9 protein-coding genes are annotated in these 17595 nt (G+C 44.2%); 3 read left to right on the forward strand and 6 right to left on the reverse strand.

Annotation, left to right across the window (positions count from 1 at the left end):
* Positions 1-19: 19 nt before the first annotated feature.
* Entirely contained in the window at positions 20-2563 is a 2544-nt protein-coding gene (pglZ, locus tag EKM84_RS08845) for a BREX-1 system phosphatase PglZ type A (RefSeq protein WP_164511361.1), read from the reverse strand.
* A gap of 88 nt (positions 2564-2651) precedes the next feature.
* On the opposite strand from pglZ, the gene pglX (EKM84_RS08850) reads away from it, so the two are divergent.
* Complete coding sequence (gene pglX / locus EKM84_RS08850; RefSeq protein WP_125765405.1) at positions 2652-4757, forward strand: BREX-1 system adenine-specific DNA-methyltransferase PglX; 2106 nt, start codon at positions 2652-2654, stop codon at positions 4755-4757.
* A 54-nt stretch (positions 4758-4811) separates the two neighbouring features.
* Entirely contained in the window at positions 4812-5900 is a 1089-nt protein-coding gene (locus EKM84_RS08855; RefSeq protein ID WP_125765406.1) for a tyrosine-type recombinase/integrase, read from the forward strand.
* A 55-nt stretch (positions 5901-5955) separates the two neighbouring features.
* Here the strand turns inward: EKM84_RS08855 and pglX (EKM84_RS08860) are convergent, their stop codons facing one another.
* The 5 genes from pglX (EKM84_RS08860) to brnQ form a co-directional block, all read right to left on the reverse strand.
* Entirely contained in the window at positions 5956-9456 is a 3501-nt protein-coding gene (gene pglX / locus EKM84_RS08860) for a BREX-1 system adenine-specific DNA-methyltransferase PglX (protein ID WP_125765407.1), read from the reverse strand.
* Positions 9457-9488: 32 nt separating this feature from the next.
* Positions 9489-13139, reverse strand: a complete 3651-nt coding sequence (gene brxC, locus EKM84_RS08865; protein WP_125765408.1) for a BREX system P-loop protein BrxC — start codon at positions 13137-13139, stop codon at positions 9489-9491.
* A 12-nt stretch (positions 13140-13151) separates the two neighbouring features.
* The gene (locus EKM84_RS08870) at positions 13152-13730 is read right to left on the reverse strand and encodes a DUF1788 domain-containing protein (protein WP_125765409.1); all 579 of its coding nucleotides are present in this window, start codon (positions 13728-13730) and stop codon (positions 13152-13154) included.
* Position 13731: 1 nt separating this feature from the next.
* A complete protein-coding gene (locus EKM84_RS08875; RefSeq protein ID WP_125765410.1) occupies positions 13732-14325 on the reverse strand; it encodes a DUF1819 family protein in 594 nt (197 codons plus the stop codon).
* 272 nt (positions 14326-14597) lie between these two features.
* Positions 14598-15983, reverse strand: coding sequence for a branched-chain amino acid transport system II carrier protein (gene brnQ, locus EKM84_RS08880; protein ID WP_125765411.1), 1386 nt, complete (start codon positions 15981-15983; stop codon positions 14598-14600).
* A 508-nt stretch (positions 15984-16491) separates the two neighbouring features.
* Between brnQ and EKM84_RS08885 the strand changes: the two genes are divergently transcribed.
* A complete protein-coding gene (locus EKM84_RS08885) occupies positions 16492-17577 on the forward strand; it encodes a family 20 glycosylhydrolase (protein WP_164511363.1) in 1086 nt (361 codons plus the stop codon).
* The last annotated feature ends 18 nt before the right edge of the window (positions 17578-17595 follow it).

A 17595-nucleotide genomic window follows, 5' to 3' on the forward strand; every position in this document is an offset into this window, starting at 1 on the left:
ATGATACCGCTAATTCAATTTAAAAATTAAAATCATTCAAATCGGCAATATCCATAGAAAATGGAATTTCTGTCTTCTCATGGCTCCCCATATTTTCGATAACTAACGAATATGTCTTCGTTTTATCATAGGTTCGATCAGCCAAAACCAATTGGATACTCTGCATGCGATCCTTCACTGACTCTGAACGACTATTGGCATTAACTGTCTGTTGTCCAGAAATCTGTTGCCCTTGGTCATTGACAAAGTACAACGTAAATTCGGCAGGAATAACAGTCGCACTAATTGGCTGCGCCTGTCGCAAAACTAACGGTACAGTCAACGATGTGATTTGTCGATTCATACTGAAGAGTTCCAGTTCAACATCCTGTGCGGCGGAACGGTTAGAGGTTGTTTTCACTTCAAGTAGTGGCACAACCATTTCCTGCAGTGAAGACCCACCGTGAACATAATTAAAAGACCCGACTGATTTAAAAACATTTGCCGTCTTCGGATAGTACACGTAGCGTTGATCATCATTCGCCAAAATATCGCCTAACTTCTGACGGCCAACCCCTGGCAACTCAAACGCACGCGGTGTCACCAAGTAACGTTGAGACTTGATCTCATCGTCGTTCGTGGTCACCTCAATCTTGTCAGTTGGCTTCAACTGGTCATTACGATAAATGTACCCATGGTCCGCGGTCACATAGATATGACTAATTCCCTGTGTTCGCAGTCGAGTAATTAGCTGTTGAATTTCAGTAATGGCCTCTTCGGTCGCTTTAAAAACATCATCCTCAGTCTTTTTATTATCACCAATTGCATCAACCTGATTGTGATAAATATAGACAACCTCTTGTCCAACGAATTTCGCCCGGATGTCTTTGGAGGTTGCTCCCTTAAGCTCATCCAAACTGTAGGCTGCACTCTTTGAATTTTGGTTCTGAAGGATAGTCTGGCGCTGTTGTCGATTGGTCGTTGGCTGACCATCCACTAGCAACTCCTTGTTCTGTAGCTCTAGTTGACGATTCGGTAGCAGCATGGGCATCCCCATATACGTCACTGATGGTAATCCTGTGACTAAGTAGTTCATTGTCAAAGCGGTCACTTGATCTTCCCGACCCAAGCGCTTCTCTAATTCCTTAGCCGCTTCAAACCGAAAGGCATCTGAAACAATGACGGCAATCCGATTCTTTTCGGGCGCAATATAAAATCGATAGAAGTTTCTTTGCAAATGTTGTGGCTTGATTTCCCTAACGTCGAATTGCTCGTTCCAAGCATAGATAGACTTGTCCAAATAATTATTCACATAGATGGATTCAATCAATTGCTTCGTCTTAGCAAACGCCTCAGGTAGCCCCGCCTGTTGATAGTAGAACGTAAATTTACGGTAATCCGTATCCATTCGATAGTCCTTAGCCACATAGTCAGCCAACAACTGTTGCAGCCCGTTCGCTGGCTCTTGATGGCCCTTGCGCACAATATTCCAAGCGCGCCGAAGCATCCGATAAAGCCGAGAGAAACGCGGCTGACTGCCATAGTGCGTGTTCAAGCGCTGACGCGTCACAGCGGCCATGTCTAAATCATTCAGCCGGCTATCCAGATCTTCTAGCTGTAGTCTTTCCTGAATCCACAGTAAAATCAGCTGATCAAACCTGGGAAACATATCCGATTTCGCTAAATCATCAACTTTTGCGTTCTTAAAAATTCGATCGCCGTTAATTTTTTGCCAAACGAAATCTGCAATACTATCAAAGCTATCCTCGCCTTGGCCCACGCTGGCTCCATTTGAGATGCTACGATTACCAAACTGCTGTACAAATGTCTGAACGTTGGCAGCATGGTCGCTGAGATCGTATTGCTTGAGACTGACCGGAACCGGCTTCTCCATCTGCTGATAAGTCATGGTCAGATAAAGGTCTGCCATTAAGTCCTCTAGTTGAGGTGTCTCTGAAACATACCCAAAGCGAGTCGCAATTTCCTGCCAAAAGGCTTGAATCACCCCAAATCGAGAAAACTCGGCCAGCACGGGATTATCTTGAATACCTTTAACCAATAACTCTTGTAAGAGATCAAAGAAATCAACAATTGGTTGATTCAAAGGCACTAGCGAGGCCATAATAGCTAACTCTGGCTTGGCGGAATAACTGGCAACGTCATACCGCGAAAAGGCTTTGCGCCGGCGACCGTTAGCAAAAAAACTAGTGTATTGCTTAATAAACGGTCGTAAACTTTCCGGCAATCCTAGCTCTTTACGCAAAATCTCTTTGGAATCCGCTGTAAAAGTTCCCGAATACAAAACAATATTTCGCAGGTGATCCTCTTCAAGTGGCGGCTCTGCCTGTGGTGAATAAATCAATGCCTTGGTCTGGTACGGCATTGCCAATAAATGTTGCTTCGTTTCTAGTTGGTGTCCCGGTTCCATCACAACAACCTCAGCAATTCCGGCTAATGCCGCTTGAATTTCCGAAATACTGTCTACAAAATCACCATTGTCGTCGTACCAGAAAACAAATTGGTTTTGCGCAGTGAATCGCTGTTTAAGCGTTGTGATAATTTGATTAATGTCCACGTCTGCCACGGTGGTTACTCCCTCTTCATTCCGTTTTATGATATAGCCTAATCATAACGTAAACCGGTTAAGACTGCAGTAGAATTTGTGAAATTTATTGTTCACTCCAAACTATCACGATGGCGTCATTCAGCATTTGATCACCGATGTTAGCGCCGATGATTTTAATGTGGCTGTTGGTGGACAGGTGGAGATTATTGGGTGGCTGTATCAGTACTATAATACGGAGCCTAAGGACCAAGCCTTCAAGAAGAAAAAGTATCTCGAGTCTGATATCCCTGCAGTTACTCAGCTGTTCACACCTGACTGGATTGTTAAGTACATGGTTGAAAACTCTTTAGGGCGATACTGGATTGATGTTCTACAGGCCAAGGGCGACCAACGTTCTGACAAAGAAATTGCTAACGACTTTGAATGGCACTATTTTATGCCTGCTGCACAGCAGACTGATCAGGTAACTGTTCGATCTAATGCTGTGGCGTTGGCAGACGAGCAGATTGAACAGGTCACGCTTATCGATGCGGCGATGGGATCCGGTCACATTCTAATCTATGCTTTTGAAATCTTCATGCAGATTTATGAGCGTGAAGGTTACTCACGTAGAGATGCCGCAAAATCTATTATTCAAAACAATTTATACGGTTTAGACATTGATACCCGCGCATTTCAGCTAGCCTATTTTTCTTTGATGATGAAGGCACGGGAGACAAACCGACGTTTCTTAACGCTTCATATCCGCCCACAAGTGTTTGATATTCCCGAAACAGGAATGCTTACCAGTTCTGATTTTCAGGAACTGTTAGAGACAGAGGATGAAGCTAAAAGTCTGGATTATCTGCTTGATAAATTCCGTTACGGTAACGAGTACGGGTCACTAATTCAGTTTGAAAAGACTGTTGATTGGTCGTTAATTGATCGTTTAGTGCACGCAAATACCCCAGCTGGTCAACTATCCTTAAACACTATTTTACTGGCTGAGAATCAAGCAAAGTTAGGCGAAATCGCAGTGGTAGGAAAGGTCCTGAGTAAAAAATTTACTGTGGGCGCAATGAATCCACCTTACATGGGCTCAGGAAAAATGGATGCAAACCTAGGGAAATATGTCAAACGTCATTTTCCAAATAGCAAGTCTGATTTGTTCGCTGTCTTTATGGAAAGATTACGAGCAATGACAGGCACCGATGGCTATTACGCCATGATTACGCAGCACGCTTGGATGTTTCTTTCTAGTTTTGAAAAATTACGAGAAGTTTTGAAGGAAGATACCCTGATTAACATGGCTCACTTAGGTAGCCGGGCTTTTGAAGAAATTGGTGGTGAGGTTGTACAATCCACTACTTTCGTATTCAAGGTGCATAGCGTGCCAAACTACATCGGAACCTTCGAAAGGTTAGTTAATTTTGATTCGCAGCAGAAGAAGGAAGAAGCGTACCTAAGGGCTGTTCAAGACACTCAAGTTGATTACCTTTATCGAACTAACCAAGCGAACTTCGCTAAGATTCCGGGGATGCCGATTGCTTATTGGATTGGTTCGAAAACGCTTGAGGCTTTTTCGGGAAAATTAATTAAGGACTTTGTCATTTCAGATGGGCAGACTAAGACTGGCAATAATGCTAAGTATTTGCGCCATATTTGGGAGGTTTCTTCAAAGAAAATAGGAAAGAATGTAAAGTGGGCTATTCATGCCAAAGGAGGTAGCTATCGCAGATGGTATGGAAATCTAGATACTATCATTGATTGGTCAACTGAAGCAAAAAGACACTACAGAGAAGATCATGTAGCACGTATTGCTCCCGATTATATTTGGTTTAGAGAAGGTTTGACATGGACTTTAATTTCATCGGATGCAAGGCTTGCAGTTAGACTGCTCCCTGAAACAGCAACCTTTAATCTGGCTGCACCTTCACTCTTTGCTAAAGATTCTGATCTTACTGCGTATTTGTTAGGTCTTTTAAATTCAAAAGCTGCGGCACAGATACGAAATATCTATAATCCGACTCTTAACACAAATATAAGTGATATCACCAATATTCCCTTCAAGGTTGGGAAAAAAACTGCAGTAAAGCAAATAACTAATATGAATATCCTAATTTCAAAGAATGATTGGGATTCTTTTGAGACTTCCTGGGACTTCACCCACCATCCACTCCTCTCTCACATCGCTGACGACAACCTATCACACTGTCGTTCTCCCGTTGGCTAATAAGCGGAATTGTGACAAACTTGTGCCAACAAAAGATTTATGGAGGAAAAATATATGGTTAGTTATCGAAAACGTGGCAATGCTTGGCAATATGAAATTTCCTATAAGGACCATGATGGTAAGTACAAGAAGCTTCGTAAATCCGGATTTCTACTTAAATCTGAGGCCATCCTGGCTGCCAGTAAAGTCCAGACTGAGCACCCCAATCTAATAACCGTGAAATCTGGTAGTGAATCCCTAGTGTCCTACTATCAGCGCTGGATCAAGGTTTATAAGCAAAATGCCGTTACCCCCATTACCTATAACAAGTATGAAAATACGGCTAAACATGCTATTGAACTCTTTGGCAACCTTAAACTAAAGGATCTGACCAAATTAGTGTACCAAGAACGACTGAATAAATTCGCTGAGACTCATGCCCGGCGAACCGTTTCTTGCTTCCACAAGCAGCTTCGTGCCTGCATTCTCGAAGCATTGGACGAAAAAATTATCACCTCTGACCCCACTCGGAAGGCTGTCATCACTGGTCATGAGCGGCCTAAAATTGCTAAGACATTAAACTATGCAGATTGGGCAATCCTATTGGCTAACCTAGACACCTCTCAAATCGGTGAAATGATTATCTACTTAGCGGCTGTGACGGGTATGCGCTACGGCGAAATCGTTGGTCTAACAATGAATGACATCGACTTAGATAATCATCTCATCAAAGTGAACAAGGCTTGGGATTACAAGTACAAAACTGGATTCATGAAGACCAAAACCCACTCTTCGATTCGTGAAATAACGATTGATCACCAGACCGTGCAGCAATTATCAGACTATGAAAAAAGTCATTTACTAAGTCCGCATCAACCAATTTTTATGACTACTAACGGGCATATCTACGTTAGTGCTGAAATTAATCGGCTGTTAACTGATAAACTTGTGGCGCTCGAAATCCCTAGAATTACTTTCCATGGATTACGCCACACCCACGCCTCAATCCTTTTGTATAAGGGAGTTAGCGTTCTCTCAGTCTCCCGAAGATTAGGTCACAGCAATATTACGACGACCCAATCCACCTATTTACACATCATCAAAGAGCTCGAATCTCAAGACCAGGATAAGATTATTTCTATCTTGGAAAACAGGATAAAATAGTTGGCACATAACTTGGCACAAAGAGGGCCTCTCAGCGTTGAGAGGCCCTCTTTACTTACTTCAATTTGGATAGGATTGCACTGCCATCTTGTAGCTTGTCATAATTCACAACAACACCATCATCGAGGTCAAGTTCAATCTTTTGGTTCGCAATATGTTGAATCACTGGATCATACTTTCGAATCTCACTTACCTGTTGTTCCAGATGCTTGAGATCCTTTTCGTACCGTTTCTTCTGGTTTGCCACTACTTCGTTGTTAGCTAATTGCGTTAACTGATCAATTCGTGCTTCATATTGACCTTGCAGCGGATGTAGGTAATTCGTTCGTACCATCGCTAATTCATTGGATTTGTACCGATGCAAGTACATCAGTGCCTTAAATCCATTGTATTGGCCGCTGGTGATCTCCCAATAAATTGGCCGTTTCTGATAGATCTTTTCGTGATCTTTAAAGAAGTCCTTCACAAAATATCGTCTAATTGCCATCTCGTCAGAATCTGCTTTCTTCCCAATCACAGATGCAATATAACTTAGATTTTCATCAACAGACTCCGCACCAAAAGTTACTGTTAAGAAGTCTCGTAATCGGTTAATAATATCCCGTGAATCACCGAAGTAATCTGCATCATTCAGCAATAACAGGTTATCCTCATTTGGCACAAAGGACTGGTATTTCGACTTATCCCATTCGCCACCAGCAAAGGCCAAGCCTTCAACATCCAAAGAATAACGTCCAAGGACGACTCCCACAAAGTACGAAAGAAATGATTTAATGTCACGTACCTCATCCGCTAAGCGTACAGATACATCTTTATCCGCAACTTCTGGAGTCAATTCATCGTTTAGACCATACAGATCAATGAAAATTCTGTTTAGTTCTTCTTCATTGGATCTCAATTGATCAAAGCGTTCTTGTGCTTCATTCTGCCACAATTTAAAAGCATTTTTCAGCTTCCCGTTGACTTCATTTCGCTTGTCGTCAGCGATGTGAGATAGCAGTGGATGGTGGGTGAAGTCCCAGGAAGTCTCAAAAGAATCCCAATCATTTTTCGAATATTCTATTGATGAATCAACCAACTTACTAACACTCATTGCTGATTCTTTAACCGGAAGCAGAGGTATCTTCTGAATTTGACCTAACCGATAATCTAAGGTTGGGGATAAAAACGATAAGATGAATTCCGCTACTTTAGAGTTCAATAAACCTAAAACTAACTGAAAGGGATACGCATCTAACCCGAACATCATTGGACCCTTTGAATCAAAAAAGAAATCTCGAACAGAATATCTAAATGAAGGTTTCCCTGACGAAATTGCTGACCATGTAATTCCTGTACGGTTCTGGTATTCCATATTTCTAATGTTGGATTTAGGTAAGCTTTTCATTTCCAAACCGTTATTCTTCCAATTTACATAATATTCATTATTACCGTACCATTTTCGGTAAGAACCACCTTTTTGATAGGGATACCAGCCTTCCTGCATTTCAGAGAGTTCAAACCACTGTCTCAAAAATCGGGCATTATCTCCAGTTCCTAATCCTTCTTTTCCCCTGAATTTTGATGATAGTGCAACATCATTGTTAAATAATCTAAACAAATTTTCGCTAGCCCAATAAGCAATCGGCATCCCCGGAATCTTAGCGAAGTTCGCTTGGTTAGTTCGATAAAGGTAGTCTATGGCCGGATTAGCAATAGCTTCTAAAACCCGGTCCTTTTGGACATCCATACCACCTTTGAAGGCTGATAATTTGAGGTAAGTACCAAGTTTTTCGGTCTGAACGTTCTTTAAAACAAACGTATTAATTGGCACAGTCGCCTCTTCAAAGGCTGAGTACTCCATTTGAATCAGGCTATCGATTTTCTTATTTTCAATTAAATACTTCCGCAACTTCTCATAAGTTTTAATGAACATCCAAACAAACGGGGTCATGAAGGCAGAGTAACCGCCACGCTTTGTGAGATTGCTATTATTGAAGATGAAAATTGAAAATAAATCGCCAGAATAGTCTGCGTAATATTTCTTAACGTATTTTTTCAACGCTGAATCCATCTTATTCATGTACGGCGGATTAGTCACTACGACGTTGTAGTGATCACAGAGTACTTCAGCTATCTTCAGCACACGCCGTAACTTCTCTTGCATGGCTTGAAAACCAAAGATATCCAGGTCATCCACTTGGACTGCCTCAACAGCATGCTGTAATTCAGCAAAGTCATATTTTTTCTGACCGTCAAAATGGATAATCGAGCCCAACTCACGAGCATTACTGAAACGGTCAACAATATCGTCTAGATCGTCACGAGAGGCTGCTGGGACCTGCGTCATGAACTCTTCAGAAATGTCATCTGTGTCTTCAAAGACAAAAACATTAGGTTCAACATTGCCAGTACGCAAAGCCCGTCGATTAAATTGTCTGGCTTTCATCATCAGTGCAAAATAGGCCAATTGGTAGGCCCGCTTGTCGATTTCTAACCCAAATAAGTTCTTTTGAAGGATAAGTGTTGCAGCATCGCGAGAAGAATACCCCTGTTCAGAGTAGATCTGCATTAAAACGTCAAACGCATAAACTAGGATATGGCCGGACCCCATCGCATTATCGATGATTTTAAGGTCCTCAACTGAGTCACTATCGCCAATTAATTCAAGACTACTTGGTAATAAAAAGGCCAAGTGATCCTTTAAATTACTATCTGGGTGGCGTTCCAACCAGTATTTACCAAGTGAGTTGTCAACCATGTATTTGACGACCCAATCAGTGGTAAATAATTGTGTGGCAGCTGGAATATCAGCCTTTTTGACTGGACCGCCAGTGATATTCACCACCTGATCATGAGGCTCCGTATTATAGTACTGATACAGCCACCCAATAATCTCCACCTGCCCACCAACCGCCACGTTAAAATCATCGGCGCTAACATCGGTGATCAAATGCTGAATGACGCCATCGTGATAGTTTGGAGTGAACAATAACTCGGCATAATCATTGGTTGTTTCGAATAAATACGGGAGATTCTTGTTCAAAGCATTAGCCTGTTTGATGAACAACATCTGATATTCTGCATCTAAATCAGTTGGTTGTTCTGTATCCAACGCCCGATTAATTAAATCCTGTTCCGCTGGTGAGAAGCCGCCCAAATCGTCCGCCACATCAAGCGCATGCACCATAATATCCGGTTCATTCCGGTTTTCTGTACTCGATAAAACACGTGTCCGACTAGGCAAGTAGTCATTCACTTCCATAAAACGAATCGCAATAATTCGATTGAACCAGGTGTAGGCCACCTCTTCCACTAAATCGTGAAAGGCGGTTGCCAGGTCATTCTTCTGAGCCCGTTGCTTTAGCTCTGCAACCAGCTTTTGCCGCTTCTCAATATCTTTACCCGTAATCCCATTCAGCTCGTCCTTGTAATATTCAATTTCAGGCGTCGATATTTCTAGTTTAGTTGCTATGCCCTTCTCGGAAATCCCCAAGGAAGCAGCCTTTAGCTTAATACTTTCGATGAGCGAACGGCGCGCGTCAACCGCAAACTTTTTAATTGCTGTTTTGTCCATAGTCTCTTCCTTCACTCTGTCTGGATACTTACTTACAGTTCAAATTTAATCGTCGTATTTTCCTTCAGTTGCTGCTGAAGTGCCTCTTTCAGCTTTTCAATCTGAACATCAATGTCTGCTGGACTATTCAAGTTCCAAGATTGATTGATGCCTAAGGCTCTCACGCTGACCGTCTTTGGCTCCTTAACACTCGGTTCAGGATCGTCCTTAGAAGAATCACGGTTGTTTCCATCCGTTCCACTTGGCTCATCAACACCAGATTCGCCATTATTTTTGTCAGGAACCGGTGGCGTCACAACCACCCGTTCTTTCAATAACTGGTCCATTTTACCAACCAACCGCACCCGAACTGAGGTTGCTTGTTGTGGAATGATAAACAGATCATTCAGGGTTTTAGCATCGCGTGCGTCTTCCAACAGACTCAAGAATTCCTGATGAATCCGATCACCAAACTCCGTGGTCAACTGCTTATCTTCACAGTAAGCTTCCGCCGCTGCCTGTTCGTTTTGAATATCCTGTTGTGCCCGACCCAATCCAGCATCAAATTCCGCACTAAATGCATCACGGAAGCTCTGAACCAAATCTTTGAGCTGTTTGATTTTCCCTTGTGGTCGCTTCTTCATCAGGGAATCAATCTGGCCAATCAGTTCCTTAACTGCAGAGCCGGTGACAAATTTCTGGGAACGATCATAGACAACTTGTTGGGTGTGACCAGATTCCCAGATTTCTTGCTGCGTTTCACTCTGATAGAATTCGTTGATGCCGCCTTCATCCATATCATCATGCCAGTCCAGCAAATCATCACGCTTTTGGCTCACCAAGTCATAGAACCGGTCCGTATCCTTTTGTGCCAACAACTGTGTCATCAGGTCACGCCCGGTCCGCAGAACATCTTGTCCAGGATAGTAGTTAGGCTTGCGCAAGTAAATATCCAGCGCCTTACGTGCATTCTCCATGCTATCCTGTAGCTCACGCATCAACGTGTCATCCTCATTATCACTGAACGTTTGCTTGTTAAAGAGCTCAAGGGCGACGTCGCGCAGGTCCTTCTTCTTACCCTCACTAACGGCTTGTCGTGGTTCCAACTGAACGGCATCCAGGTATTGCCGCTTCAGGAAATACTTAGCCATTTCGTTAGCGGATAGTCCCGCTTGCAAGCTCAACGCCTCACCATTCACATAAACTTTTAGCTTAGCATCAGCGAAAAGTTTGGCGACCAACCATTTCGTATCAATTTCACGATACCCGTATGGAATTTTATTGAAACGTTCTAACATCGATTTGAACGAAATTTTGCTGTGTCCAGCATACTCGCGGTTAATGCGTTCTAAGACCGCTTGCAGTGCCCGTTCGTTTTCGGTTGTCTTAACCAATTCATTGGTGTCTTTAAACAGGGCCACAACATCATTTTCTTCTTTAACGACGTCGATATAACTCAAATTACGATAAATTTCGTCAATCAACTGTTCCTCTGCCTGATCTAAACTGGTAAAGAAATCCTTCTTACCAGCATCAATCCGGTCACCCTGAACGTAGATATTAGCCTGTTGTAATACCTCTTTTAATTCTTTAGCGACTCTATCATTTAAAGCATTTAATTCCGTTCTCTTCACATCAATAATCCGCTGAGAGCGGGCATCTTGCGCCTGTTCTTGTGGATTAAAAATAAAGCTTTGAATTCGCAGGACCTGCTGTTGATCATCCACATATTGGGAATCTCCCGGCAAATCAATAATAATTTGCGGCTGCTCTGGTGAAGCAGATTGCCGACGTAACTCGCTATCGTCCCGGTTGTCATCGTTAATTGCTGTCACAATCTTCAGGTTAATATCTTGATTGGTTTGACCAACCGGCCGATCATCCACCCACTGATTAAAGACGAACGTGTACTGTTTCTTTAACTTGGGGTACGTATACCGTCGTGAAATAGCCTCCGTACTAAAGAGGTAATTTCCAATCGCTTGAGAGATTGCGCCAGAGTCCACCGCTTGCCGCTGAATCTGCTTACTAATGTCCTGTTCAGCGTCCGTTAAGAACTCGTAGCCCTTACTAGTCTTCTCAACAATATTCTGCTCTTGTAAGACCTGTAAGGCCTGTTTAACTTTGGCCTCTAATTCAATTCGATCCGTATCAATTGAATCAATCATCAAGGTGACTAAGTTATTCAATGTCCCTTCAAAGTCCTGGACGTATTTAATCATAAACAACGTTTCCAACACTTGAACCGCAAACGGATTATCTTCACCACTAGGGTTAATCAATTCGTTGTTCTGAGCCCGTTGAATCACAATCATATGGGTGTGATCCAAAAAGTGACTTAGACCTTGGAAGAAGATACTAAATGGCACTAACGCCCGAGTATCTTCCCCCTCTAGGCGACGGGCAGACTCCTGGAATACCGCTAACATTGACCGTTCACCGTTAGCTAAATGTTTTCCGTCGGACCCGTTCTCCCGAATCGCTGTCAACGTGTCTTGGAGTAAGACTACTTGATAAGGGACGAACGGATAGATGTCTGCAAACATTTTCGCATTGTCATATCGTTTTCGTTCTTCTTTGCCATCAAAACTAATTAAGTTATTGATCACGTGCTGATTCTCATCGAATGTGGTTTCCAATAGCTGCTCACTAGCCTCGGTCTTAGCCAACAACCGCTTTTGAATGACCTCGTCAACGTTAGCAGAAGACATGGCAATTCGGGTATTGAAACGCCCCTGAATCTTAGAAAAGTCCTGGCCGTTAATATTCTTAGTCACCTGGTCAATTGCTTGCTGACTGGTCACAATGACCCAAGCCTTACCATGTGTATAGGTCCCCAAATCTTCGACAATACTCTGCAGATTCAGCATCCGCTGCTGACTAGACCCAATGTATTGTCCCACTTCATCAACCAAGAAAACCATATGGTAGTTTTCGCCTTGACTCTCAATGTGCTGATTAACTAACTTGGCAAAGCTCTCCACACTGATTGGATAATCCTTTTTTAGTTGATCAACAAAGCCACTAGCATCCGCTTCCGACATGAAATCGATTGCCACCAGTGCATCTTGAATCGTTCCCTTCAAGAAAGCATAGGCGTTTCGGGCATCGAGCCAATCACGATGTTGTCGGTCTAATTCTTTAAACTTCGCCTGAAATTCAGCATACTTTCCTTGGGCAATCAAATCACGTTCCAAATCGGCAATCCAGAAATCCGCGCCAAACAAGCCAAGTTGTTCGTTAAAGACTTGCAGGAAAACGTTGAGAATGGCATCCTTTTGAGACTTATTCCCATTCTTGGCTTTAGAATCAATGTTAAATAGCATAACCTCATTGGGAACTGACGCTGCCAATTTCATATTAGCTAACGTTCCTTGGTCATGTACCTTAGCATCATCCACAAAGTAATCCAATGCTGACTTACCAGCAACTTCCCGATTTTCTAACAGGTAAGCTAAGATTTTCAAGAAATGAGATTTCCCGGAACCAAAGAACCCGGAAATCCAGACGCCCATGTTAGTCGTATCGTGCTGAATTCCCTCTGCGTATGCCGCAAAGAAATCTTTAAAGTGCCCATCAAGTTCTTTGGTAACGACGTACTCTTCAAGTTCTTGCTTAACGTTGGCATCTTGTTCATCACCAATCGTGATAACACCTTTAATATCACGATCGATTGATTTGGCAAAAATATCTTTAATCTTCATGCTTGATCTCCCCTAGTTGATTTGAAATGCTCGGTAGTAGTTGTCCTCCTTGGACTCCCCAAACATACTGAGACTTAGACTGTCATAGGTTCCCGGATAGAAGAAGACTACCGGAACATCCGTGATGATTTGATGCATCGTATTTAAAACTTTATGTGCCCGAATCAATGGAAAGATTTCCCCAATTCCCGTAACAAACACAATAACGGGCTCCTCAGGCAAATGCTGCTGCATGTACTGTACGAATAGGTTGTCAGAACTGGTCATCTCTAGTGCATTGTTTAGCTGCTCTATCAGATAATCAATCCCGTCATTAGCCTCCATCTCCAGAACGTCCTCTTTAATTCCCATGTCGTCCAACAACTGCCACATGATTTGGTACAGATTAAATTCTACAATATCCATCCCAACAGTTTCACGATTCAACTGCTGCCGCATATTGCTGACCTCTTCCGTCACCAGCGGCTGGTCTTGGGAATCAAACGCTAAAATATAGTATGACACTTCATTCGACAATCCCCGGCTCTGTTGAAAGTCTGGATCGGCTACTTTTTCTCGCAAGTGTTTGAGTTTTTCCATTGTCTTTGTCATGTTATCTCCCTAAAAATGCCGCCAATTGGCGAGTCAATCCCTTAGTATGTAATAACGCTTCTAATCTCATATCCAGCAATGGCCGTTTTACCTGGTCATAATCGGTTTGTTCTTTAAGCAATCCGGCCTCACGTAAAAACGACTTGTACGTGCTAGCCAGTCGGCGAACCGTTTGTTCTGTCCAAGCCGCCACTTTAGGATTTTCAATTTGTTTTTGATTAAAAAATGCTTCAATTTCGTAACTGTACAGTTTTGCATCCCCTAAAATCAATTCACTACGATAAACTTCATATAAAAAATCATCAAATAGTGGATCCAACTGTAGGCTAGTCGATAGATTAATCAACTTTTGATTGGCCAAATCCAACGACGGAAATAGGTCGAAATAATCGACATCCAGTACATTTACGCGTCGCTTTAATGTCTGCACCATTCTAAGTGCTCGTGCTGTCGACTGCTGCTGAAAATAGTTCTCCTCAGTTGCTAAAAACCGAATGTCGGCATCACTATTCCCCTGCTCACGCAGATCTAGATACTGGGAAAACTCAGTAAACCAGAATGAATGTGAAACCATTGACGCACTGTATTGTGCCATCAGTTATTTCCTCCTATCATCACAATTTTTACCGAAATTTCTTTCCTAATTATATAAGAATAACCTGTTCGAAGCGACACTTCAGAGGAATTAATGAACATTACAGCTGATTTTAGTTAAAAAATTAGGTATTATAAGCAAATTGTTAATAAAACGACTTCATTCTCTAAAATAACCTGTCCCCATATTAACGGCTCTCCAAATCTCTGTCACCTAAAACAAAAAATCCCATCAAAATTGACAGGATTTTCTTCGGAATTTGATTCACTCACCTAAAACCGTTCCCGCTCCGGCAACGTTCCCCGTTGACCGGCCAAGCGCAAATGACTCCAAATCAGGCTCAGCGCAAACCCAATCAGCGTCGGGACCAACCAACCAAGGCCCATGCTGGCAAACGGGATGAACTGGTGGTACAGGCCGAGCGCCGCTTGAATCGGTGTCAGACTCGTAATCATGGCCGGCGCACTATTTAGCATGTCTAACACAGCCGGTAACACCGTGAAGGCAATCGTGACCTTGTAGACCACACCCGCGTATGGCCGTTTAGACACCGTTAATGAAAGTAAAATCAACGCCAAGGCCAGCGGGTACATCAGCATCAGAACTGGCAGCGACCAGCTGATAATCGTATCCAGACCGGCGTTGGCCACCAGGAAGGACAGAATCGTCGTCACCCGTAACCAGGCCCGGTAGCTAACTTTGGGAAATAACTTGTGGAAATCCTGGGCAAACGAGGACACCAGCCCAATCGCCGTGGTTAACACGCCCAGCGTGACTAGGGCGCCCAGCAACAGCGTGCCCACGCGACTGAAGTAGTGGCCCACGATTTGGGATAACGCCACCCCACCATTGGCGGACAGCTTTAATTGACTCATGCTTAGGGCACCTAAGAGGACCAAGCCAAAGTAGATCAAAACTTCGAGAGAAATGCTGATGAGACCAGCCTTTGCGGTTAATTTTGTCAGCTCACGGCCGTGGTAACCGAGCCCCCGAATCGCGTGAATCAGGGTGACACTTAATGCCAGCAATGCGACGGCGTCCAGGGTATTGTAGCCCTCGAGCAGCCCGCCAATCGTGGCATTGGCCTGATAAGTCGCGGTCGGTGCCTGAGTCAAGCCACCCATGGGGTTGAGAAAGGCTACCAGGAAGACGACGGCCAATAGCGCTAGGAACCCGGCGTTGAGGTATTTACCGACGATTTTTAGTAACGCGCCCTGGTGCGTAGCGGCAACGTAGGTCAGGGCAAAGAAGATACCGGTGAAGAGCCACATGCCAATGGTCGAAAAGTCCTTGGGAATAAAGGGTTCCGCGGCCATTTCGTAAGCCGTCGCGGCCGTCCGGGGTGTGGCGAAGAACGGCCCAATCGTCAGGTGAACTAAAATTAAGAAAATGGCTGCGTAGTGCTTGCCCACGGGACGGGCCAAATCTAACAGGCCGTCACTCTTGGTGACCACCACGGCCATGATGGCCAGCAACGGGAACAGCGACCCGGAAATGGCGAACCCCAGGGCGGCCATGAACCAGTTCGATCCGGCCATCTGTCCTAAATGAACGGGAAAAATCAGGTTGCCAGAACCAAAGAACATGCCGAAGATTAAGGAACTGACGACTAATAATTGACCCCAACTTTGTTTTGGTGCTGCATTTGTCTTTTCCATCATCAATTCCTCCAAATCTTAATTTTTACCCGTAAACGTCAAAAGAGCCCTTCTCCCACTACGGGAAAAGGGCTCTACAAGTAGAACGGTACCACCTTTTTGTGACGGCCGCGGCCACCACACTCATCACGGACTGATATCCGCTAGCCAAATAATGGTGGCAACCACGGCAGCCTTCTCAACCACCGAACTCAGAATTAACCTTCACGAACCAGTGGTGGTCACTTTGCACTTCACGTGACTCCCTAGGCACCAACGGGTTCGCTACTACTTTCTTCAACGTTTTATAAGTATTGTTGTGTATTATAAGCCGGTGATTATTAAAAATCAATGGGTAAATTAAAATTAAATGAGACTTTTGATGTACATCTAAAATTCACCACCAAATCAAATTTCGAAGCCAAACCATCGAAATTTGACGACCACCGAGCTAACTCATTGACGGTAGTTCACTCGAACCGCTATGCTAAAAGGAATACTAAAAACCGTTTACGCTAGGAGGCGCGCGATGTTCAAGAAAAATCGATGGTGGTTAACCATCCTGTTGGCAACATTAAGTTTGGTTCTATTTTTTAACCGGCCGGCACCCGCTCAGGCGGCCGTCAAAGCATCGACGCTGCCCACACAGCAGGGCCTGCTCATTGATTTAGGACGCAAGCCCATGACGGCCAGTGCCATCAAGCAGATGATCAAGGCCGCGGCCGACCGTAAATTCACGTACGTGGTGCTCTACCTGAGTGACAACGAGCACCTGAGTTTCCAATCTAAATACCTGAAAAACAAGGCCACCAAGACCGTACACTCACCCAAAGCTTTGAAACAACTGGTCAGCTATGCCCGCGGTAAGAACGTGCAACTGGTGCCGGCCGTGGACATGCCTTCACACAGCGGCGCCATTTTACGCCAGCTCAAGAAGTCTCATCCCAAAATTTATCGTCAGGTCAAACTAGACAGTCACACCCTGGATTACACCAAGAAACAGTCCGTGACGCTGACTAATAAGCTGTACGGCGAATTGACTGCTAGCTTTAAGAAGCAGCCTAAGCGTGATTTCCTGCTGGGGGCCGACGAAGTTCCCGGGACAAACAAGATGTACAAATCCCTGATCACCTACATCAATCAGGTGAACAAGGCCCAAAACAAGCGCGGCTTCACCACGGTCGTTTGGAACGACTCCCTGCTGAAGAGTCAGCTGAGCAAGCTCAACAAGAATATCACCGTGAATTACTGGTCCCAGTCCGGCAACCGGGCAACCACGAAAGAGTTAACGACCCGCCGCACCCAGCGTGTGTCCGTCAGCGACCTCGTCAAGGCCAAGCGCGGCGTCGTTAACGCCAATAGCTACGCGACCTACTACCAGTTCCAGTACATTGGCAACGCCGCGCACGACCAATACTTCATCAGTTATCTGCGCGATTCTTACCGGCCCAACCTGTTCAACGAAATTAGCGCGACCGGTCTCAACCAGGACCGCACCTTCGTTCCCGGCATTAAAACCAACGGCACGCTGGTCAGTCTCTGGGGCCACGACGCCCAAAAGGTCAAGCCAGCGGCCATCGTCAACTTTATTCGTCAATTGTCGGTGCCGAAGTAAGTAAAAATCCGTACTAGC

The sequence above is a fragment of the Levilactobacillus mulengensis genome, assembly GCF_003946045.1.
GTDB lineage: Bacteria > Bacillota > Bacilli > Lactobacillales > Lactobacillaceae > Levilactobacillus > Levilactobacillus mulengensis.

Coding starts and splice junctions, on each gene's coding strand:
- pglX (WP_125765407.1), bottom strand. CDS start 9,456: ATGGACAAAACAGCAATTAAAAAGTTTGCGGTTGACGCGCGCCGTTCG.
- brnQ (WP_125765411.1), bottom strand. CDS start 15,983: ATGGAAAAGACAAATGCAGCACCAAAACAAAGTTGGGGTCAATTATTA.
- EKM84_RS08870 (WP_125765409.1), bottom strand. CDS start 13,730: ATGACAAAGACAATGGAAAAACTCAAACACTTGCGAGAAAAAGTAGCC.
- EKM84_RS08875 (WP_125765410.1), bottom strand. CDS start 14,325: ATGGCACAATACAGTGCGTCAATGGTTTCACATTCATTCTGGTTTACT.
- brxC (WP_125765408.1), bottom strand. CDS start 13,139: ATGAAGATTAAAGATATTTTTGCCAAATCAATCGATCGTGATATTAAA.
- EKM84_RS08855 (WP_125765406.1), top strand. CDS start 4,812: ATGGTTAGTTATCGAAAACGTGGCAATGCTTGGCAATATGAAATTTCC.
- EKM84_RS08885 (WP_164511363.1), top strand. CDS start 16,492: ATGTTCAAGAAAAATCGATGGTGGTTAACCATCCTGTTGGCAACATTA.